Source organism: Echinicola strongylocentroti, from assembly GCF_003260975.1.
GTDB classification, from domain to species: domain Bacteria; phylum Bacteroidota; class Bacteroidia; order Cytophagales; family Cyclobacteriaceae; genus Echinicola; species Echinicola strongylocentroti.
The window spans coordinates 2,187,944-2,207,934 of the sequence record NZ_CP030041.1 but is presented as its reverse complement, the minus strand read 5'-3'; the positions used below and the strand labels follow the sequence as shown (position 1 = coordinate 2,207,934).

Genomic DNA, 19,991 nt, shown 5'->3' with positions numbered 1-19,991 from the left:
TTTTAATAGATGTATTTGTAAAAATATTGCAAATAATAGATATAAAATGGTTTTAGAAATCCGGATAAAAAACTTTTTCACTATTGCCGAAGAAGTGGTCCTAGACATGAGGGCAGGGACAATCAATACAGCAAAATCCAAACAGCTTGGGGACAACCTGTTTTCTTTTGAAGATATTGAAGTACTTAAGGTCTTGGCCATATACGGAGCCAATGCATCGGGTAAATCCAATATTATTAAAGCCATCCGGTTTTGCCATGCTATGGTTTACGAATCCCATAAGCATAATGAAAATACCACTTTTAATTTCAGGCCTTTTAAGTTTAAGGGATATGAAAACCGTCCAAGTACCTATTATATCCGGTTTGTGGCAGAAGGAACCGAATACCGCTATAAGTTTTCCTTAACCCCGGATAAGGTTTTAAAGGAGAGCCTTTACCATTATCCCAATGGACGGAAAGCTAAAGTATTTGAACGGGATGAAACAAAGGGAAAAACAAAAAGGGAAAGATATTCATTTGGTACTGGGGTAATTAAAAGACCTATGGATGTCGCTGAGAACACTTCCAATAAGACCCTTTACATTTCCAGAGCCAGTCAAATGGATAGGGACATTCCAAAAAGGATTTTCCGGTTCTTCCATAATGCGTTTATTTTAAGACACTCCCATTATAGTATCAGAAATATTGATCAACTGATCGGGAGTTATAAACCGCAACTTCTCAAAGCCCTTCGTTTTGCTGACAGTGATATAGTGGATTTTAAATACCGTGTGATTAAATCTAAAGGAAAACGAGTTCGTGCCAACATCGACACGCAGGAAGCCTACTTGGAGGATGATGAATTGGAAAGCCTTGAGATCAAGACCTTCCATAAAGGGGCACCAAAAATACATTTTGATTTCCTAAGGGAGGAATCCAATGGTACCCAGAAACTGTTTTTTATGATGCTTACCATACTGGATATTATTAACCGGGACAAGGTTTTATTGATCGATGAAATTGAAGATAGTCTTCACCCCAAAATAGTTGACTATATTATTCAACTCTTCAATGCCAGCCGTCATGGCCAATTAATATTTTCAACACATAATACCCATCTATTGAACCTAAACAAGTTTAGGAAGGATCAGATTTGGTTTGTGAACAAAAGGGAGGACGGAAGTTCGGATTTGTATTCACTTTACGATTATAGCGATTTTAGGGATACAATGGATCTTGAGAAAGCCTACCTGCAGGGGCGTTTCGATTCGATTCCCATCGTGGATGATTCCATTCATAATTTACATACCATTATAGAAGACTGATTTATGGCCAAACCAAGAAGAAAGCCAAAAGGAAAGCAGATCAATCCAACCTTTTTTTTTTTGTGAAGGGGAGTCGGAAGAAGCCTATGTCAACTTACTTAAATCCCATTACCGGCTCCCTTCCATACAAATAAACGCAAAGGTTGGTAGCAATAATATAGACAATGAATTTATCCAAAAGTACAAGCAGGACAAACCCACTCATGAAAAGGATCAGGATTTTTTAATGTATGATCTGGATGTCAAGGGGATCAGGGAACGCTTGAAAAAAGTGAGTGACACTATCCTGTTACTTTCAAACCCATGTTTGGAACTTTGGTTTTTATTGCATTTTAAAAAGCAGACTGGACAGATAAAAAGTAAGGATTGTTGTGATGAACTTTCCAAGCGAAATAGAAACTATAAAAAAGGCATCATGGATAAAGTGCTTCGAGAGAAATTGATAGCCAAAAAGGACCAGGCAATTGCAAGGGCAAAAGTGTTGAATTCGCCCCAAAACCCGAGTTCCACCATTTACAAATTTTTAGATGTATTAGATGGATTAAAGAAATAGAAAAATCCTACTCTTAATTTCCATTGATCGCACGTGTGGGAGTCCCGATGTTGGTTTCTCAGAGACCACTTTGTGTTATCATTGTTTTATTCTAAAATGGACATGTGTTTCTGAACACAATTTAAAAGCCGTTACTAAGCGGATTTATTGTTTTAAACTTATCTAATGTTTGTAAATCGCTCCATAATTATCTTATTAAAATTCTAAAAAGATGAATACCACCCTAACTTTTAATATGTACTTTTTGCAGTATCTATAAAACTGGAAGGATATGAAGCCAGAGGGAAACGTATACGATCTATGAGACCATATTGATGGTCTGGGAATGGAAGGTCAGATAAAGATCGATTTAAGGATACCTGGAAAAATAGATACCAATCGCATATAGGATAATTTCAAAATAATTAAGTCTTAATTTTATTCATTAATCAGATACAAAGTTAGCTTTCGGGCTGCTGTAGCGTGCCAAGAGCGTTCGGCATAAACACTGGACTGCCCGCTAGGCTTTCATTTATTCCGTTGCCACTTGGCCTTTATTGCCCTCAAGCTGGGATGGTATCCAAATTAATTTCTAACCTTAAATTGAAATGTTATGGATACCCAAAGCAAAATCAACGTTTCCAACAAAGTAGCCGAAATCGTTCTTAGTTATCGGCCCAAAGTCAAACTTTTCCAAGTTCCAAAAATCACTTCCTCTAAAGAAGCCTACGAGGTCCTTTTGGAAAACTGGGACAAAACGAAACTTCAATTTATAGAACAGTTTAAAGTGATGTTGCTTAACCGTTCTAACAGAGTTCTTGGAGTCGTTGATGTCTCGACGGGCGGAACCTCTGGAACTGTTGCTGATCCAAAAATCATTTTTGCAGCTGCCGTAAAATCGAATAGTTCAGGAATGATTTTGGTCCACAACCATCCTTCTGGAAATAGATTCCCAAGTAATGCCGATAACAATTTGACTGAACGAATGGTCAACCTAGGTAAATTGATGGAATTGCCAGTTCTGGATCATATAATTGTTACCAGTGAATCCTATTATTCTTATGCTGATGAAGGAGGGCTTTAATGGCCCTTTTTTTTCGTGTCATGAATTCTCTTTCCAAAATTTTAATACCATCTGTTCAAAAAACTTAAAGGGAACTTTCAAAAGAGGATCAAGCATGAGATAGGGATCTAGGTAGAAACCTAACTTTTTTGAAAACTTGGGTATACCCGGATTAACTACCCAAAAGATAGTTTTGGCAAGTTTGGAGTGTAATCAAACAGTTATGCCATGAACGATGTAATCTTAACACAAATTGAAAAGGAGGTATTGGTAGATGAAATCGCCGATGCGGTTGCCTCTCGGCTTTCGGACGTTTTACCTGCCCAAGAGCCGGATGATGAATTGATCCAGATCCCTGAAGTTATGAAGCTTTTGGGTAGGTCCCGCACGACGATCAATAATTGGCGAAAGGAAGGGTTTTTAAAGGAGCATGTCTTTAATACCAGGGTTTATTTCAAAAAGTCGGAGGTCATGAATGCGGGCAGGCAAAAGAACGGCTTTAAAAAATAGAATTTCAGGGTACTTCCTACTGCGAAGATTAAAGCTATTAGATAGGATGGGCAATTGAAAGGAAAATTAATAAAGCCTACCACTTCCCGCACTAGTAGTACCCGTAGTAATCATGTTTTTACATTTTCACCATTTAACAACCTTACCATGAACATCAAACAAGCCAATGAGCTTTCCATTATTGGTTTTCTGGGAAAGCTTGGCATCAAACCATCAAAGATTTCAGGGGACAGTTACTTCTATCATTCCCCGTATAGAAAAGAAAATACACCTTCCTTTAAGGTCAGTGCCTCCAAGAACCTATGGGTTGATTTTGGAGATGACAATTATGGGGGAAAGGTGCTTGATCTGGTCATGAAATTGAAACCAGGGTTGTCCGTTTCCGATGCCCTTCATTACATCGAAGATATTACTGGTAACTCTTTTTCTTTTCATCCACAGGTATCCATGGAAAAGGAGCAGGAACCAAAAATAACTATCCGATCAGTAAAAGCCATTGGAAGCAATCCGGCCTTAATGGATTACCTTCTCCATCGGAAGGTCAGCGCCGAGACGGCATCCAGGTTTTGCATGGAAGTGTATTACTCCATTGGGGACAAAAAGTATTTCGGGATCGGAAATAAGAACGAGAATGGCTGGGCCATTAGGAATGCCTATTGGAAAGGCAGCAGTGCCCAGGGTATTAGTTACTATCTAGGGGAAGGCAATATCCTCCATATGTTCGAAGGGATTTTTGACCTGCTCAGCTTCTATGAGCGAAACAAAAAAGAGGTCGAATCCGATGACTTTCTGGTGCTGAACTCCCTGTCCAACATGGATGCGGCAAAAAAGATTTTGGCAGAGTTTCCACGGGTATACCTTTACCTGGACAACGATATACAGGGCAAGGCGTGGACCAAAAGGTTGCTGAAAGACTTCAGCCAATGCACCGATCAATCAGGCAATTATTTGGGGCATAAAGATCTAAACGATTACCATCGAAGGTCAAAAAGCACTGGCATGCGAAGGTAGAAACTTTTTACAAGTCGTAGCGAAGCAAGCCATGTTTTGGTAAGACCAAAACGGCTTGCTTCGCTACGCTCAGGCTGAAATTCACTCCGTTCATTTCACTCATGGGAAGACCAAAGAAACCCGTAGACCAGAAGAGAAATATAAAGTTTACTTTCCGGATGACCGAAGAGGAGGTCCGGCTATTGGGGAGTTTATGCGAGGTGGCAGCGATGCCGGCCGCTGACGTGGTCAGGGCCTGCGTATTCAAAAATAGGTTGCCCAAGGCGAAGGTCCCCAAACTGGACAGACAGACCTATGTGGAACTCAAAAGAATTGGCAATAACATCAACCAAATTGCCAGGCAACTCAATTCAAAATTTGAGGTGCCAGCAGACAGGATGAAGGCGATTGAAACACTTTCTGCAAAACTGGACCAGGTCATTAAACTGCTGCTCTATGATCGCTAAACAGTCCATCGGCAAAAACTTTATGGGAGCATTTGATTACAATCTTAAAAAGATGCTGACCAGTGATGAATGGAAACGTGCTGAAGTCCTGAAAACCAATTTCACCAGTTTGGACAGGGAAATGGTAAAGAAAGAAGTAGAGCTGATGAAGAGTATGAATCCCAGGCTAAAACGGAACACTTATCATGTCAGTCTAAGCTATGGCAAGGAGGAAAAAATATCAAATGAAAAAATGCTGTCTATAGCCAATGCATACCTGAAAGGTATGGGCTTCGATGACAATGCCTATTTTATTTTCAGGCATCATGATGCCGATCATCCCCATTGCCATTTGCTGGCACTGAGAAACCGATTTGATGGAACCGTGGTCTCAGATAGCAACAATTATAGAAGAAGTGAAAGTCTGGTGCGCAAACTGGAAAAGAAATACGGCCTCCATCAAGTGAAAAGCAGCAAAGAGTCCAAGGTGAAAGCGCCCAATAAGGATGAAATTGAAATGGTAATGAGAACCGGTAAACCCTCCAAGAAAATGGTGCTGCAGCAAATTATTGCAAAGGCCTTAAAACAGACCAATACCATTGAGGATTTTATTCATCAAGTTGAGGCTTCCGGAGCCAACCTTTGGTTCAACCAAGCCAGCACTGGCAGGGTTTCAGGAGTGGCTTATTGTTATGATGGTTTTAAGGCCAAAGGACAATCCCTGGGCAACCAATTCAAATGGAAGAACATCGCAAATACCTTACAATATGAGCAAACTAGAGATCGCCAAGCAATTGGCCAGGCAAACGCAAGAACAACATCAAAATACCCAAGAGGGCTATCAGGAAATGGTCAAAAAACAACTCGAGTTTATGGGATACATTCCCAAGATGCAGGACAGTCTCCTGCACATCAGCAGAAAACTGGACAGACAGAACGATCAGATCGAGACCAATTATCAGTGCGGAATCAAAATGAATTCCAAACTCGAGGTGATAAAGATGGATCTTCAAAACAAGCACGAACAGCAACAAAAGATCGAAAAGAAATTGACCTTGGTCATCAAATTGTTAGTGGCACCATTGATATTCTTGATTTGCTGCTTAGGCCTGTTCCTGATTCTGGGGAGGTAGGTCAAATTCCTAAGAAGAAAAAAAAGAGACGGAAAAAGGGTAGAAGTATTTAAATTAGTGATTTTAGGTAATGGTTTACATAATTAACGAGGGTAAATTAGATCATTTTTTTACCCTTGTTTTAATAACCAGTGTAAACTCAACCTTCGTTTAAGCTCCCTAATAAGACCATATAACTCCCGCATAAAACCTAACAATCCGCTTGATGTTGGCAAAAGTTCAGACCATGCATTGTAGCCTAGAATTTCTCCAAAACGGAAAAATCCTCCTTCCTCGTGTTTTTCTCAAACCACCTTTTATACCAGAATTCTAGATACATATGCTTATTTTTCCAGAATAGCTCTTGGTCTTCCTCATTCATTTTATCGGTGGTGTTAATGAGTGTTCTGACAGCTTTTAATTCCTTAAACATCTTTTTGATTTCTTTTTTAGAATAAGAGGGTTGACCAAACTGAGCCGTCAGAAAGTATTTCTGAGCAGATTTGGCTTGCTTGTCGGTAGCATCCTTATTTCCATAACATACCATCCACATAAAATCCATTAAGATGTCTTCTGGCTTTACTTTTAGAATGGCACATAGTAACCGGAAGTTACTGGGGATAAATAGGTCCAACTTTCTCCAGCGGGAAGAATACATGTTTCCTATCTCAGTGTATTTTTTGTATTTGTCAACTACAATCACTTTAGATTTTTTCTTTTTCATGGCAGTACATTTTATGTTACGCGATTTAAGATCATATTTGATTATGGGATAAAGTATTCTGTCAAGGGATATTTTAGAATCAAAAAGATATAAGGACTTACTACACATACCATCTATATAACAATGAAATCTTGACTTATTTTGTCATAATATTGCCATATCCATTTTAAAATACACCTATGTAATTACAGAAGAATCAATTTTTTAAATAAATTAGATCTCAATCATGAATACGATAAATCCCTTTTGTGCTGTGAATCCGATTGAAAATAGGTAAGTATCTATTTTTCAAGTGTTTGGATATGGGTTTCAAAAGTAGGAGCCGATTACAAAACTTGGACCAATCCAATTTTTATTGGCTCTTCACAGCGGAGAAACCAGACTTGGAATAATATAGAAAAAATCAAATAAATAATGGCCTTTGATGAAAATCCTATAGTTGATGATAATTCCAAAAATTCGGAAGAATCAGTACTTTTTGTAAAATCGATTTTCAGTCAGAGAAATGGATTTATTTGCAGGACTGACCATCCAGATTTCGGGGTAGACCAATTAGTTGAGCTATTAAAGTTTGACGGAGATTCTAGTACTTACAATCAAGCCACAAATAAAAGGTTTGTCTTACAATTGAAATCAATAGAAAAGATTTCAGAAGACAAGATTATGGAGAAAAGTGGTGAAAATTTTATTAAAATCAGCTTCAAATCCTCACGATTAAAATACTTACTTGAATTTGCTCCTGCTTATGGTCTGATAATTTTATATGATGCATTTTCAAAAAAAGCGTACTTTGATTATGCAGAAGAGATATATAAAAATCTTAATGATTTTCATCAGGGAGAAAGCTGGAAAGAAAAAAAGCAACCTACTATTTATATACCTTTAAATAACGAACTTAGTTTAGATTCACTTAAAATTATTCATGATTTTTTCAGCAACCGACATGAAAATGCCGAAAGTCTTATATTAAATCATGGCCAATCTTATAATATTCCATCATTTAGAAAACCCTCTACAAAGGACTTTGATTTTAGGAATCCTCAGGATGTAAAAAAGGTATTGGTTGAATACGGATGGTCTTTGATTGACGATAATGATTTGAATTTTGTGGATTCGATGTTGAGTGTTTTGTCATACCATGAATTATTAAATGACCCAAGATTATGTTTACTAAAAGCAACTGTAAGTTGTGAAATAGGCAACCATTTTGATGCCGACTTTTTTTTATCCAAATATGACCAACTAAGCCATGCGGCTGATTCGGATTTATCGCGAAAAATATTTCTTCGAAACAAGATTGACTTTATTTTAGGGAAGGTTGATTACTCTGAATTTATAATAAACCTTACAGAACTTAGCAAAAATATCTCAGATTCATATAATAAACTATTGATCGAAATAAACATTACTTTTATAAGTTTTCTTAAAAAAATATCTTCAGTGAGTACCAATTCTGATAGCTTTGAGCTGATTGTAGGGTTGTTTAAAAAAATAGAAAGTTCTGAAATAGAAGTTAAGAAGAAGCACTATTTAAAAATATACCACATTTCAAACCTTGTCGTTTTTGTCACTGACTATGTTAGGAAAAAACTATCCAAATTTAAAGTAAAAGAAAGTATGGGAGTAAATGTTCCCATACATGAAAGGGGGCAAGAAGTAAGGGACATAATTTCTAAGATCGAATTTTTTAAGAAATTAACTTTTGAAACATGGGAATACGGATCAAAGATAGAGGATAAGTTTCTTGTGGCATCTTCCATGTATAATTTCACTAACTATCAATTTATTTTTAATTTTAATATTGCTCTATTAAGTTGGAATAATATTGCTGAAAAGGTTGGAGACAAGGAAGAGTTCACAAAGTACATAAATCTTGCATTTAGCGCATACAAGATGTTTTTCGATATAGCAAAAATCCACCAAGCCTATTTATCTCTTATTCTTGCTCATGAATTGACACTTCTTTATAAAGTTTTACGAGGGGAGACAATAAAAAATGATCCAGAAAAAATTGAAATAAACATTAGGGAAATAGAAATAAAAATGGAGTATAATTCATTTCAATCAGTCGTAATGGAATCTATTCCCTTATTAAAAAGAGAAAAAAAACCAGTTGATTTGGCATTTCAAGAAATTGACGAAAGTAATATTGATTACTTTGTTGATACTCTGTGTGATTCTATGGGATTGCCTGATGATAGAAAAAAGTACATTAGGTCAGATATTGCTGCATCAAAGCAATTTTATAAAGAGAGAAAATCGGAAAAATTAGAGCTGTTACAAGATTTGTCTCATACCAAAAGCATTTCAACTCATTATAAATACCCATTGATTTACTCTATCCAATGTCAAAAATGTAAAGTGAGGACACCTTGGAGAAATGATGTGAACCAACTGCTAAAATTAATGGAGTCGCATAAATGTTAAGTTACTACCTTGATACGGGAAACATAACAGACACAATAATTAGATTAATTGACCTTGTTGATTTTGAATATGGCTTTTAGGGGGAGGTGGTGGAATGAGGTCAGTGAAGTGGCCTAATCGAATGGGGTGGAAAGAATAAATAACACGGAAATACCACGTAAAATATAAAAGAAGTAGGTATTAACGAAATAAATGATTGAATTGATTTTACATATTGCAAAGTAAAAACATGAAAGATGTTATAAGCAGGTACAAAATCGTCTATGATGACCTGGATAATTTAGGTTTAGGAAACTATTTAACATCAAGAGATTTTAAATTGTCGATGTCGCAAAAAGGGTTATTTGATTTCTGGGATAATATAGTAAATATTGCGGCCGATAAGAGAACATTTTTTGCCGTAGGACATGATCATGAATATTTTGATTCATTAACCGCTTTTGCTGATCTTCTAAATGCTATATCCTCTGAAAAAAAATGGGAAAAAGTGGCAACATTTATTGTTTATAGTTTTATTAAATCTTTCAAATACAAAAAAAATCTAAAACATTTAGAAGAAAGCTTGTCTCTAAGTTGGTTTGATGAAGAAGAATTGAGTCAAATTCTTTTGGAAATCAACCTAAATTCGGAGAAAGTCGAGGAGCTAAAGCAAACTAAAAATTTTGTTCATCTTAATAACGGTAAAATGTCAAAGTCAAAAATATTTATTGTTCATGGGCATGAGGAAGGGATAAAGCAATCCGTTGCAAGATTTTTAGAAAAATTTGATTTGAATCCTGTCATTATTAATGAATTGCCCTCTGAAAGTAATACTATAATTGAACAAATCGAAAAGTACGGTGACGTAGACTACGCTATAGTACTTATGACTGGTGATGATGAGGGCCGGAGAAAAGGAACTGATACTCTCCAAGAGCGTGCCCGACAAAATGTGATATTAGAATTGGGGTACTTTTTAGGTAAATTAGGTCGTAAGCATGTTTCAGTTATTTATGAAAAAGGTGTAGAGATTCCTTCCGACTTTTCGGGAATTATCTATATTCCTTATGATTACAATGAAGCATGGAAAGTAAGATTGGTGAAAGAGTTGAAGGCAAATGGATTTGAGATCGATATGAATAATTATTTTTAATTGTTGTTGATAAATATATTTTCATGGGGTTGATATACCATTATACAAAATTTGAGACTTTCATGTCTTATATTTTTCCAACAGGGAAAATAAGGACGAATTCCTTAAGGTATATGAATGATCCTAGAGAATCTGTCGATTGGTCTTTTGGAGGAACTAATATACCTTATGAGGAGATTTTTAATGGATATTATAATGAGAATACCCATTTCGATTGTCAGTATAAATTCGGAAATATTATTAGGGATAGTTATCAGGTTTTGTGTTTTTCAGGAGCAAAAGAAGCAGGCTGGAATAATGAAATGATGTGGGCGCATTATGGTGGCTTGAGTTCAGGAGTATGCTTAGAATTTGATGAGGATTCTCTTATGAAAAACATCAAAGAGGCTTACCCTAATACAAATTTCAAAATAGATGACATTGATTATTCAAATACCGAACTAGAGCCTTGGGTACATTGGAACCCAAGAATATCATATGAACAGAATATGAATGATATTTTTCAGAATTTATGTAAACCAATGACCCTTAGTAAATCAAAATACTGGAGTAATGAAGATGAGAAAAGATTAGTGTTTACCAATAGCGAAGAACCATTTTATATTCCAATACTTGGTGCTTTAAAAACTGTGTATGTTGGAATAAATTTCAACAAGAAAGTTTTACTAGAAAGTATCTTCAAAGCTCTTTCAGGCAATTTTAAATTATCGATGCTTATTTATCAAAAGAATAGATTTGAGAGATGGGGCCTGAGAGAAAAGGCTGGAGGAGGGATTAGCACGTGCCAATTTGAAAATATGTTACCGAATCTCAATTAATTTCCTACTTGAATTTGATGATTTTAAAAAAATGGAAGATATTAAAAATAAAGTTATTAAGTTCATCAAGAAGGAGAAAAAAATAGATACTGCAGTTGGTGAAGTAATAATTGACAAACCTTATCTCGGCCAGGGTGGAAATGGTGTAGTTTATGAGGGTAGGTTGGGAAAAGGTGAAGGCGGAAATGAACCATTTGCTATAAAATTCCTGACAATAATTAAAAGTTCAGAGAAAACAGAAAGGTTTGTTTCAGAATTTTTTAACGTGTCGACTCTTCCTTCAAATAATTATATCATCAAAAATATATCGTTCGATAGGGTAAATATTGAAGATAAAGTTGTTTCTATTATATTGATGAAGAAATACCAATATAATCTGAAAACGATTAGGAAAAAAATCAAGAAACCTAGTTTTGATGAAGTTGAAAAATTATTCGAATTTCTTATTAAATCAGTGAAATTCATTCATGATAATGGAATAATACATCGTGATTTAAAACCAGAAAATATTTTGATTGACGAGTTTGGGAATTATGTTCTTGCAGATTTTGGAATTGCTAAATTCAACCCTGATATGTTTTCGCTTTCCTCAATAACCAAAGATACAAGGCTAGGTAACAGAATATTTTCTGCACCTGAACAATCAGAAAATAATGTTAGAGCTCATGAAAGTATGGGTATCTGGGCGATTGGACAAATATTGCAGTGGTTTGTAACACATGAAACCCATCATGGTAATGGAAGAGTTTCAATATCAAGCTATTTTGATTCACCGTTTGTTAATACAATTGATATAGTAATTGATAGGTGTTTGCAGAATGATCCATCCCATAGATTTGGAAATATTTCAGAAATTGAAGACCTAATAGAAAAGTCGAAATTTATACCTTACAACGATTATCTTTCTTACGTAAGTTTATTTAATAATGCATTAAACTATACATTTCCTAGAGGAGTAAACAAACTTAGCACTACGGATTCAAAGGGAAAAATTGATAGACTATTAGAGAAAATATCCTCAATCCGAAAATATAAAAAAAGGGTTGAAAAAAGGATAGGTAATATGGTATTAAATTTGAATTCGAATCCACTAATTTATGAGATTGAAGATGGTAGATGGGACCATATGGATTTGGTTAATGAAAATGGTATTTGGCTTCTGGGGAACATGGAAATAAGGGTGAAAAATATATGGACCTATTTTGACAATAATATGTATAATGACTTTTTAATATTACAAACAGAAGCAATGCCATCATTTGGTATCTATCCTGAATACCAACCTAGCATTGAAGAAAGGCAAGAAGATATTTTAAGTAATTATTTAAGTGTATATGATTTTGAAACAGTAGGATACGTTGACAATGAATTTTATATTTCAACGGAAGAGTTAGACGCTGGTTATGCTGAGACAAATGAAGGCGAATCAATAGAATTAAGCAAACACCAATGCTGCTTAAGGACAAGATGTTTAAAGGATATGTTCATTTTGATGGGGTCGAAACATCATACATATTTTTCGCCATTTTTGTTTCGTAACGAAGGGATAAAGCCAACAACTTCTAGCTTCATCGAAAATTTCAGAAGCAATCTTGATTCAATAGAGTCCTATTCCTATGGGTTTATTAAAGAAATTAGAGAATTTACTGGTAATCACAAACAATATCTGTATGGAATAAATGATGATTTTTGAATTTAGCGGGAATTATTCGGGAAGCATCTATACATTCTAATATTCACGTTGAATTCATGCAGTTCTGTTGGATCCCCCTACTAATAAATGTTAAGGAAATTCACATCGAACTTCAGTGCATAAGATCCTGCGGATTGGGGCTCATCTTAATTTGTTTTTACGGTAACCCAAAAATTTGCAAACTAACTATGTTAATTTAAAACTATCTGTTCCCATAACTCAATACTGTCTATTCATAACATAAGTAAAAGGTAGTTCTTTGATGAAAATAAATTTGTCATCCTTATTTCCCAGTCAACCGCTCCAACCTTACTATCATTTCATCCTTCTCCTTTAGCATTCGTTCATACATTGCGATCTTTTCCTCATTTAACCTTTTGATTTCATCCATTGCCTCTATCCACTTTTCAAATGGGTTAATATTGAATGTTGGGTAGTAATTATAACCATTAGATTGGTCGTTAAAAGTATTCGAAATAATATTCACCGCCTGCTCCTCATCAAAGTTCTGGATGGCCTCAACAGGAATATGAAGGATTTCTGCTACCTCCTTTAGAATATTTTCCTCTATGCTCTCTTTTTGCTCTAGTAGGCTGATTTTCTTTTGGGACCAGTCCTCTCCTAGTTCGTGGGCCAAGGCATCTTGCTTGATGCCCAGCATTTCCCTAAAGCGTTTGATATTTCGTCCCTGATGGATATTTCGTGCAGCTGAATTGGTCATAAGTCTTGGCTATTAAAAAACTAAAAGACAAGTTAAGGAAATTGGAGGAATTTGGGAAATGTGTTTTTAAAAATGGTGGTTAGGTGAATTAAGGAATAAGATATTCCTGTAGGAATAGTTTAGAAAAGGCAGGTTGAGGAAATTGATTTATAATAATGATCCTTTCCTAAACTATGTAGATATGAGTGATCCAAGCAAATTTAAAGAAGCGCTCCTTGATAATCAATCAATAGGACATAATATGATGGCCTTTAGAAAACTGAGAGGGCAAAAGGCCATAGAGCTGTCTTTTCATTTAGGAATCAGCGAGGCCGCTTATACCAAGTATGAACGTGGAGAAACCAAAATCACCGTGGAGTTGATTAAAAGATATGCTGATTATGTGCAGGTTGATCCCATTCATATTTTGACCATAAGGCCAGGGCAACTGATTGAGTATTTTGATGAACTCGAAAAAAGAAAAGTTCAAATGGATAGCAAGCAGTTTGATTCCTTACTCGAAATACTCCGCGAACTCAAAGGCAGTAATGAGACCTTAAAAAAGCCTGATAAAGGAGGCTATTGTTTAACTTAACCAGAGCATTATGATCCAATCAATATTCAAAAAGACGAGCTTATCATCAAATTGATCCGCCAAGATCTTAAGCATAACCAGCTGATAAAAGGCTTGGATAATTTGGACTTGGATGCCGGCCATCGCCATCATATGGGTATTATGGGTTTGGTCAAGCGGCTGATGGAAGTGCCAGAGCATTTGGAGAATGATTTTTTAGGTACTTATATGGGCTATATGGATAGATGTCTAGATTATCCTATTTCCAGCTTAGGTGAAGAGCTGAGGGAGTTGGCGGAGGAGGGTTATGAGGGGTTGAACAAGCTGTTTTATTTGAAAAGTCAAAGTGAAAATGACCAGTAAATATAATTCAAATAACTTTTTACCTACCAAATTTTGTGAGAAGTTGAGGTGGATTTAAAAGGCTTCATCTTCGCTGATAGAAATTCCTTTGTAGTACAAAAACTATTTACTGTTTTATTAAGATCCCAGATAAATGATGGGTTTTGTTATTTCTCTTTAAGTTTGATTGAAAGCGGAAGAACCATCAATTAAAAATTCATATAACAAATACAGTTTTCGTTTATTCTGTTGAATCAGTCAATTATTTATTAAGCGTTAAAAAAGCTTGAAATATGAAAAAGGCCAATGTGACACGTTTAATTTTCATGGTATTTTTTATATTTGACTAATTCTGACAAGTCTCAGAAATAATAATAGATTTGTAAAGGATTTTAGAACCTAAATCTGTATCCTATGACCTATTTGGGAAGAAGAATTCGTGAGCTAAGAGAAGCTAAAGGTTTTCTACTTAGACAAGTAGCGGCCTATATTGAAGCGGATACAGCTTTGGTCAGTAAACTGGAGCGAGGGGAGAGAAAGGCTCAAAAGAATCAGCTAAAAAAAATCGCAGCTTTTTTGGAGGTAGATGAAAAAGAACTGGAACTGCTTTGGTTGGCTGATAAGATTATAGATGATATTGACCAAGAGCCACAAGGTTTGAAAGCCTTAAATTTTGTACAAGGGGAAATGGCCAAGTAATTATTTTCCTTGTTTGACTTGACCTTTTTGATTGCGTGATTATGATTGACAAGAAAACCCTTTCTGAACGTGATATTTGTACCAAATTCATCACACCTGCCATAGAAAAGGCGGGTTGGGACAAGACCACTCAGTTACTTGAAGAAGTATCATTTACAGATGGTAAAATCTATGTTAGGGGAAGGCTTACCGCAAGGGGAAAAAGAAAAAGAGCAGATTATATCCTATACTACAAACCCAATATCCCTATTGCAATTGTTGAGGCCAAGGACAATAGACATTCAGTAAGGGCAGGACTGCAACAAGCTTTGGACTATGCCGAAATCCTGGATATACCTTGTGTTTTTAGTAGCAATGGTGACGGGTTTGTTTTCCATGACCGGACGGCTACTGACGGAAATATTGAGACAGAACTTGATATTGATAGCTTTCCAAGTCCTGAAGAGCTTTTAAAAAAGTACAAACAATATAAAGGAATCCATACAAGCGAGGCTCAAGAAGTAGCATTACAGGATTATTATTTTGACGGAAGTGGTAGGTCGCCTCGATATTATCAACAAATTGCTGTAAACCGAACGGTAGAGGCGGTTGCAAATGGACAAGGAAGGATTTTACTGGTCATGGCAACCGGAACGGGAAAGACTTACACGGCTTTTCAGATCATCCACCGACTTTGGAAAAGTAGGGCAAAGAAGAGAATTCTGTTTTTAGCAGACAGAACAGCCCTAATAGATCAAACCAGAAGGGGGGATTTCAAACATTTCAAAGATAAGATGACCATCATCAAAAAAAAGGTGGTGAGCAGGGCAGATGGAAAGGAAGAGCTTGTAAGTAATAATAAGAGGGGAATAGATACAGAGGATAAGGCCTATGAAGTGTTCCTGGGCCTTTATCAGGGATTGACCAATGCCAGCGATATAGAAGATGCATACAAGGATTTTTCACCTGAATTTTTCGATCTCATAGTCATAGATGAGTGCCATAGAGGAAGTGCCAAAGAGGACAGTGCCTGGCGGGAGATACTTCGCTATTTCAATAAAGCGACCCATATTGGTTTGACAGCTACTCCCAAAGAAACCAAAGAGGTATCCAATATTGAATATTTTGGAGATCCGATTTATACCTATTCCCTTAAGCAAGGAATTGATGATGGTTTTTTGGCTCCTTATCGGGTGGTTCGGGTCAACCTGAACGTTGATGCTGAAGGCTGGCGGCCGGAGCAAGGGAAAAAGGATAAGGATGGCAAGGAAGTGGAAGACCGTGTATATAACCGGAAGGACTTTGATGAAACACTGGTCATCGATGAGCGAACCCAAACAGTGGCTAGAAAGCTTACTGAGTTTTTGAAAGGTTATGACCGATTTGCTAAGACCATTGTTTTTTGTTCGGACATTGATCATGCTGAGCGGATGCGATTTGCCCTATCCAATCTGAATGCTGATTTAGTGGCCAAGAACCACAAGTATATCATGCAGATCACGGGAGACAATGATGAAGGTAAAAGAGAGCTTGACAACTTTATCAATCCAGAAGAAACATATCCCGTGATAGCCACTACTTCCGAATTAATGACCACCGGAGTGGATGCCCAAACTTGTAGGATTATCGTATTGGATGCGGAAATCAAATCCATGACGAAGTTTAAGCAAATAGTAGGAAGAGGAACCAGGATTAATGAGGAATTCGGCAAAATGTTTTTTACTATTCTGGATTTTCGAAATGTTACTGATCTTTTTGCCGACAAGGACTTTGATGGAGACCCTATAAGAGTAAAACCTGTTTCAGAGGATACCGATTTGACCAATATCGTTGATGAAGAACAAAGCATTGACAGCCCGATCATAGACGAGGAGACAGGGGAGGAGATAGAAATCGAAGCAAATATTCGCTACCCGGAACCGCAGACAAGAACCAGCAAAGTCAATGAGCCCCGTCAGAAAGTGTACGTGAATGGGGTGGATGTATCGGTGTTGATCAGCCGTGAAATGTATTTTGACACCAATGGAAAGCCCATTACCACCAGCCTAAAAGACCATACCAAAGAATTGATCAAAGGTCAGTACGCATCCTTGGATGATTTCCTAGCTCGATGGAACAGTACGGACAAAAAAGAAATCATCATCAAGGAACTGGAAGAACAAGGTGTTTTGGTGGAAGCTTTGCGAGATGCAGTAAACAGGGAGGTTGATCTTTTTGATCTTATATGCCATGTTGCTTTTGAGCAGCCCCCGCTCACACGTAAGGAACGTGCCAATAATGTTAAAAAGCGTGATTATTTCACTAAATATGGTGACCAAGCCAGGAAAGTTTTGGAAACGCTTTTGGACAAGTATGCAGACGAAGGAGTGACCAATATTGAGAGCATGGATATCCTCAAGGTCAAACCGCTTACGGATTACGGTTCCCCCTTGGAGATTATCAAGCAGTTTGGAAGCAAAGCCAAATATTTAGAAGCCGTAAAAGAATTGGAACAAGAATTATATAATACAGGAGCTTAATGAGTTCGGAAATACTAATTTACCAAACAGAAGACGGGCAGACCAAAATTCAAACCCGATTGGAGAACGAAACCGTATGGCTGACCCAAGAACAAATCAGTGACCTTTTTCAGCGGGACCGAAGTGTGATCACCAAGCACATAGGGAATGTTTTTAAAGAAGGAGAATTGGACGAAAAAAGCAATGTGCAGATTTTGCACATTAGTGGTTCAGACCGTCCAGTTAAGTTCTATAACCTGGATGTCATCATTTCTGTGGGATACAGGGTGAAATCTCATCGGGGTGTTCAGTTTAGAAAATGGGCCACCTCGAGAATCAAAGAGTACATCGTTAAGGGATTTACCATGAATGACGAGCTCCTAAAAGAGGCCGGAGGCGGTAACTACTTTGATGAACTTCTTGCCAGAATTCGGGACATTAGATCTTCCGAGAAGGTGTTTTGGAGAAAGGTTCTGGATATCTATGCTACCAGTATAGACTACGATCCCAACACCGAAATTTCTACCACTTTTTTCAAAACGGTACAAAATAAAATGCACTGGGCTGCACATGGAAACACAGCGGCAGAAGTAATTTACAAAAGGATAGATGCCGGTAAAAAAAATCTTGGACTTACTAATTTTAAGGGGGCAAAGCCCACAAAAAAGGAAATCGAGGTAGCCAAGAATTACCTGAACGAGCAGGAATTGGAAATTCTAAACAGGATCGTTACGGCTTACCTCGAAATGGCAGAATTACAGGCGATGAACCGAAAGCCCATGTATATGAAGGACTGGGTATCCAGGCTGGATGATTTTTTGACCATGACTGGGAATGAAATATTGACCCATGCGGGTAAGATCAGCCATCAAAAGGCACTGGGTAAAGCCCATTCGGAGTATGAGAAGTTCAAAGAAAAAACTAAGAATGAGCTTTCTCAAGTAGAGAAAGATTTTATTGAAAATATTGACAAGACTGCCAAGCAGCTAAAAAACAAGAAGAAATAAATGGCCAACTTAAAAGGAATATTAGATAGCATTCGCAAGATCATGTGGCAAGACACCGGACTGAATGGTGATGCACAGCGCATTGAACAGTTGGGATGGATGCTGTTTCTGAAAATTTTCTCCGATAAGGACAAGGAACTGGAAGTCATTAAGGACGATTACGAAAGCCCTATTCCTGCTGAGTTTCACTGGGACGAATGGGCTGGGGATGATGAAGGGATTACGGGTGATGAATTACAAGTTTTTGTGGATCAGAAACTCTTTCCTACACTTCGAAACCTAAAGGTGGGCATGAGCGAGGATCTGGCTAACCAAAGGGCGCTATTGGTACGTGAGGTATTTGAGGGCAATAACAACTACATGAAAAGCGGGATCAATCTCCGCAAGGTATTGAACAAGCTCAATGAAATAGACTTCAATATTGCTAAAGACCGCCATGCTTTTGGCGAACTCTATGAAACCATTTTGAAGGAACTACAAAGTGCGGGTAAAAGCGGGGAATTCTACACACCAAGAGCCATTACGGAGTTTATCTGCGAAATGATTGACCCGCAACTCGGTGAAAAAGTATTAGACCCAAGTTGTGGAACTGGTGGTTACTTGACAGCAGCAGTTGAGCACTTGAGAAAACAAGCAAATAGCGTTGAAGACATTGAAAGCATTGCTAAAAATATTATCGGTTGGGAGTACAAACCTCTTCCATATCTTTTGGCTACCACTAACTTGATTCTTCATGATATCGAAGTACCAAATATTTCATTCCGTGATTCTCTTGATCAACCTTTAAGTGCATACACTGAGAAGAACCGTGTAAATGTGATTTTGGCAAACCCACCTTTTGGAGGTATTGTCGCTAACAATAACGAAAAGAACTTTCCACAGAATTATAGAACAAAAGAAAGTGCCGATCTCTTTTTAGTCCTTATGGTTCACCTCTTGAAAAATGGTGGACGAGCAGGAATTGTACTACCAGATGGCTCTCTAACTGGAGATGGCATTAAACAACGAGTTCGTCAAAAACTATTAGAGGATTGTAATCTACATACGATCATTCGCCTACCAAATTCTGTCTTTCAACCATACGCAGGAGTTTCTACTAACTTATTATTTTTCACCAAAGGAGAGCCCACAAAAGATATTTGGTATTATGAGCATCGACTTCCTGAAGGACAAAAAGCATATTCCAAAACCAAACCACTCCTTTTAAAAGAGTTTGCCCCCATAAAGAAGTGGTGGAAGAAGCGAGAAGAAAGCGACATTTCATGGAAAGTGGATATTCAAACCATTATTGATCGGAATTATGACTTGGATATTAAGAATCCGGTGAAAGTTGAAGAGGAAATAGAGCATAGTAGTGAAGAACTTATGAAAATGCTCGAAAGCTCATTTGCAGAAAGCAACAAATTATTGAACCAACTTAAAGAGGCTATAAAATGAGC

19 protein-coding genes are annotated in these 19,991 nt (G+C 37.0%); 17 read left to right on the top strand and 2 right to left on the bottom strand.

Features of this window, described 5'->3' with window-relative positions; all coding sequences use genetic code 11:
• Positions 1–46 precede the first annotated feature (46 nt).
• The 7 genes from DN752_RS08530 to DN752_RS08500 all read left to right on the top strand — a co-directional run bounded on the left by DN752_RS08530 (position 47) and on the right by DN752_RS08500 (position 6,033).
• Entirely contained in the window at positions 47–1,306 is a 1,260-nt protein-coding gene (locus tag DN752_RS08530; protein ID WP_112783548.1) for an AAA family ATPase, read from the top strand.
• Positions 1,307–1,349: 43 nt separating this feature from the next.
• A complete protein-coding gene (locus DN752_RS25335; protein ID WP_112783547.1) occupies positions 1,350–1,859 on the top strand; it encodes an RloB family protein in 510 nt (169 codons plus the stop codon).
• Positions 1,860–2,451: 592 nt separating this feature from the next.
• Positions 2,452–2,922 (top strand): JAB domain-containing protein, encoded by a 471-nt coding sequence (locus DN752_RS08520; RefSeq protein WP_112783546.1) that lies wholly within the window; start codon positions 2,452–2,454, stop codon positions 2,920–2,922.
• Between the two features lie 207 nt (positions 2,923–3,129).
• Complete coding sequence (locus tag DN752_RS08515) at positions 3,130–3,411, top strand: helix-turn-helix transcriptional regulator (protein ID WP_015264249.1); 282 nt, start codon at positions 3,130–3,132, stop codon at positions 3,409–3,411.
• A gap of 147 nt (positions 3,412–3,558) precedes the next feature.
• Complete coding sequence (locus DN752_RS08510; protein WP_112783545.1) at positions 3,559–4,422, top strand: toprim domain-containing protein; 864 nt, start codon at positions 3,559–3,561, stop codon at positions 4,420–4,422.
• A 101-nt stretch (positions 4,423–4,523) separates the two neighbouring features.
• Entirely contained in the window at positions 4,524–4,868 is a 345-nt protein-coding gene (gene mobC / locus DN752_RS08505) for a plasmid mobilization relaxosome protein MobC (protein ID WP_112783544.1), read from the top strand.
• Positions 4,858–6,033, top strand: a complete 1,176-nt coding sequence (locus DN752_RS08500; protein ID WP_112783543.1) for a relaxase/mobilization nuclease domain-containing protein — start codon at positions 4,858–4,860, stop codon at positions 6,031–6,033. The genes mobC and DN752_RS08500 overlap by 11 nt, the downstream gene beginning before the upstream one ends.
• A 185-nt stretch (positions 6,034–6,218) precedes the next feature.
• Here the strand turns inward: DN752_RS08500 and DN752_RS08495 are convergent, their stop codons facing one another.
• On the bottom strand, positions 6,219–6,683 hold the full coding sequence (locus DN752_RS08495) for a hypothetical protein (RefSeq protein ID WP_162633163.1): 465 nt from the start codon (positions 6,681–6,683) through the stop codon (positions 6,219–6,221).
• Positions 6,684–7,097: 414 nt separating this feature from the next.
• Between DN752_RS08495 and DN752_RS08490 the strand changes: the two genes are divergently transcribed.
• The 4 genes from DN752_RS08490 to DN752_RS08475 all read left to right on the top strand — a co-directional run bounded on the left by DN752_RS08490 (position 7,098) and on the right by DN752_RS08475 (position 12,753).
• Positions 7,098–9,110 carry a DUF4365 domain-containing protein gene (locus DN752_RS08490; RefSeq protein WP_112783541.1) on the top strand — a complete coding sequence of 671 codons (2,013 nt, stop codon included), beginning with the start codon at positions 7,098–7,100 and terminating at the stop codon, positions 9,108–9,110.
• 229 nt (positions 9,111–9,339) lie between these two features.
• Positions 9,340–10,242, top strand: coding sequence for a TIR domain-containing protein (locus DN752_RS24905; protein WP_245949490.1), 903 nt, complete (start codon positions 9,340–9,342; stop codon positions 10,240–10,242).
• 113 nt (positions 10,243–10,355) lie between these two features.
• Positions 10,356–11,060 (top strand): DUF2971 domain-containing protein, encoded by a 705-nt coding sequence (locus DN752_RS08480; RefSeq protein WP_162633162.1) that lies wholly within the window; start codon positions 10,356–10,358, stop codon positions 11,058–11,060.
• 31 nt (positions 11,061–11,091) lie between these two features.
• On the top strand, positions 11,092–12,753 hold the full coding sequence (locus tag DN752_RS08475; RefSeq protein WP_112783539.1) for a protein kinase family protein: 1,662 nt from the start codon (positions 11,092–11,094) through the stop codon (positions 12,751–12,753).
• A gap of 283 nt (positions 12,754–13,036) precedes the next feature.
• Here the strand turns inward: DN752_RS08475 and DN752_RS08470 are convergent, their stop codons facing one another.
• Positions 13,037–13,474: a helix-turn-helix transcriptional regulator gene (locus tag DN752_RS08470; RefSeq protein ID WP_112783538.1), complete on the bottom strand. Its 438-nt coding sequence runs from the start codon at positions 13,472–13,474 to the stop codon at positions 13,037–13,039.
• Between the two features lie 181 nt (positions 13,475–13,655).
• On the opposite strand from DN752_RS08470, the gene DN752_RS08465 reads away from it, so the two are divergent.
• The 6 genes from DN752_RS08465 (at position 13,656) to DN752_RS08440 (ending at position 19,989) form a co-directional block, all read left to right on the top strand.
• Entirely contained in the window at positions 13,656–14,048 is a 393-nt protein-coding gene (locus DN752_RS08465) for a helix-turn-helix domain-containing protein (protein WP_112783537.1), read from the top strand.
• A 93-nt stretch (positions 14,049–14,141) separates the two neighbouring features.
• On the top strand, positions 14,142–14,390 hold the full coding sequence (locus tag DN752_RS08460; RefSeq protein ID WP_245949489.1) for a hypothetical protein: 249 nt from the start codon (positions 14,142–14,144) through the stop codon (positions 14,388–14,390).
• A gap of 393 nt (positions 14,391–14,783) precedes the next feature.
• A complete protein-coding gene (locus tag DN752_RS08455) occupies positions 14,784–15,068 on the top strand; it encodes a helix-turn-helix domain-containing protein (protein ID WP_112783535.1) in 285 nt (94 codons plus the stop codon).
• A 41-nt stretch (positions 15,069–15,109) separates the two neighbouring features.
• Entirely contained in the window at positions 15,110–17,566 is a 2,457-nt protein-coding gene (hsdR, locus tag DN752_RS08450; protein WP_112783534.1) for an EcoAI/FtnUII family type I restriction enzme subunit R, read from the top strand.
• A complete protein-coding gene (rhuM, locus tag DN752_RS08445; RefSeq protein WP_112783533.1) occupies positions 17,566–18,552 on the top strand; it encodes a virulence RhuM family protein in 987 nt (328 codons plus the stop codon). Before hsdR ends, rhuM begins: the two co-directional genes overlap by 1 nt.
• Entirely contained in the window at positions 18,553–19,989 is a 1,437-nt protein-coding gene (locus DN752_RS08440) for a class I SAM-dependent DNA methyltransferase (RefSeq protein ID WP_112783532.1), read from the top strand.
• Positions 19,990–19,991 lie beyond the last annotated feature (2 nt).

What these genes read in the sequence shown, in the direction of transcription:
- hsdR (WP_112783534.1), top strand. Translation starts at nt 15,110, where the DNA reads ATGATTGACAAGAAAACCCTTTCTGAACGTGATATTTGTACCAAATTC.
- rhuM (WP_112783533.1), top strand. Translation starts at nt 17,566, where the DNA reads ATGAGTTCGGAAATACTAATTTACCAAACAGAAGACGGGCAGACCAAA.
- DN752_RS08510 (WP_112783545.1), top strand. Translation starts at nt 3,559, where the DNA reads ATGAACATCAAACAAGCCAATGAGCTTTCCATTATTGGTTTTCTGGGA.
- DN752_RS08495 (WP_162633163.1), bottom strand. Translation starts at nt 6,683, where the DNA reads ATGAAAAAGAAAAAATCTAAAGTGATTGTAGTTGACAAATACAAAAAA.
- DN752_RS08455 (WP_112783535.1), top strand. Translation starts at nt 14,784, where the DNA reads ATGACCTATTTGGGAAGAAGAATTCGTGAGCTAAGAGAAGCTAAAGGT.
- DN752_RS08465 (WP_112783537.1), top strand. Translation starts at nt 13,656, where the DNA reads ATGAGTGATCCAAGCAAATTTAAAGAAGCGCTCCTTGATAATCAATCA.
- DN752_RS08515 (WP_015264249.1), top strand. Translation starts at nt 3,130, where the DNA reads ATGAACGATGTAATCTTAACACAAATTGAAAAGGAGGTATTGGTAGAT.
- DN752_RS08480 (WP_162633162.1), top strand. Translation starts at nt 10,356, where the DNA reads ATGAATGATCCTAGAGAATCTGTCGATTGGTCTTTTGGAGGAACTAAT.
- DN752_RS24905 (WP_245949490.1), top strand. Translation starts at nt 9,340, where the DNA reads ATGAAAGATGTTATAAGCAGGTACAAAATCGTCTATGATGACCTGGAT.
- DN752_RS08490 (WP_112783541.1), top strand. Translation starts at nt 7,098, where the DNA reads ATGGCCTTTGATGAAAATCCTATAGTTGATGATAATTCCAAAAATTCG.
- DN752_RS08530 (WP_112783548.1), top strand. Translation starts at nt 47, where the DNA reads ATGGTTTTAGAAATCCGGATAAAAAACTTTTTCACTATTGCCGAAGAA.
- DN752_RS08520 (WP_112783546.1), top strand. Translation starts at nt 2,452, where the DNA reads ATGGATACCCAAAGCAAAATCAACGTTTCCAACAAAGTAGCCGAAATC.
- mobC (WP_112783544.1), top strand. Translation starts at nt 4,524, where the DNA reads ATGGGAAGACCAAAGAAACCCGTAGACCAGAAGAGAAATATAAAGTTT.
- DN752_RS08475 (WP_112783539.1), top strand. Translation starts at nt 11,092, where the DNA reads ATGGAAGATATTAAAAATAAAGTTATTAAGTTCATCAAGAAGGAGAAA.
- DN752_RS08470 (WP_112783538.1), bottom strand. Translation starts at nt 13,474, where the DNA reads ATGACCAATTCAGCTGCACGAAATATCCATCAGGGACGAAATATCAAA.
- DN752_RS08500 (WP_112783543.1), top strand. Translation starts at nt 4,858, where the DNA reads ATGATCGCTAAACAGTCCATCGGCAAAAACTTTATGGGAGCATTTGAT.
- DN752_RS08440 (WP_112783532.1), top strand. Translation starts at nt 18,553, where the DNA reads ATGGCCAACTTAAAAGGAATATTAGATAGCATTCGCAAGATCATGTGG.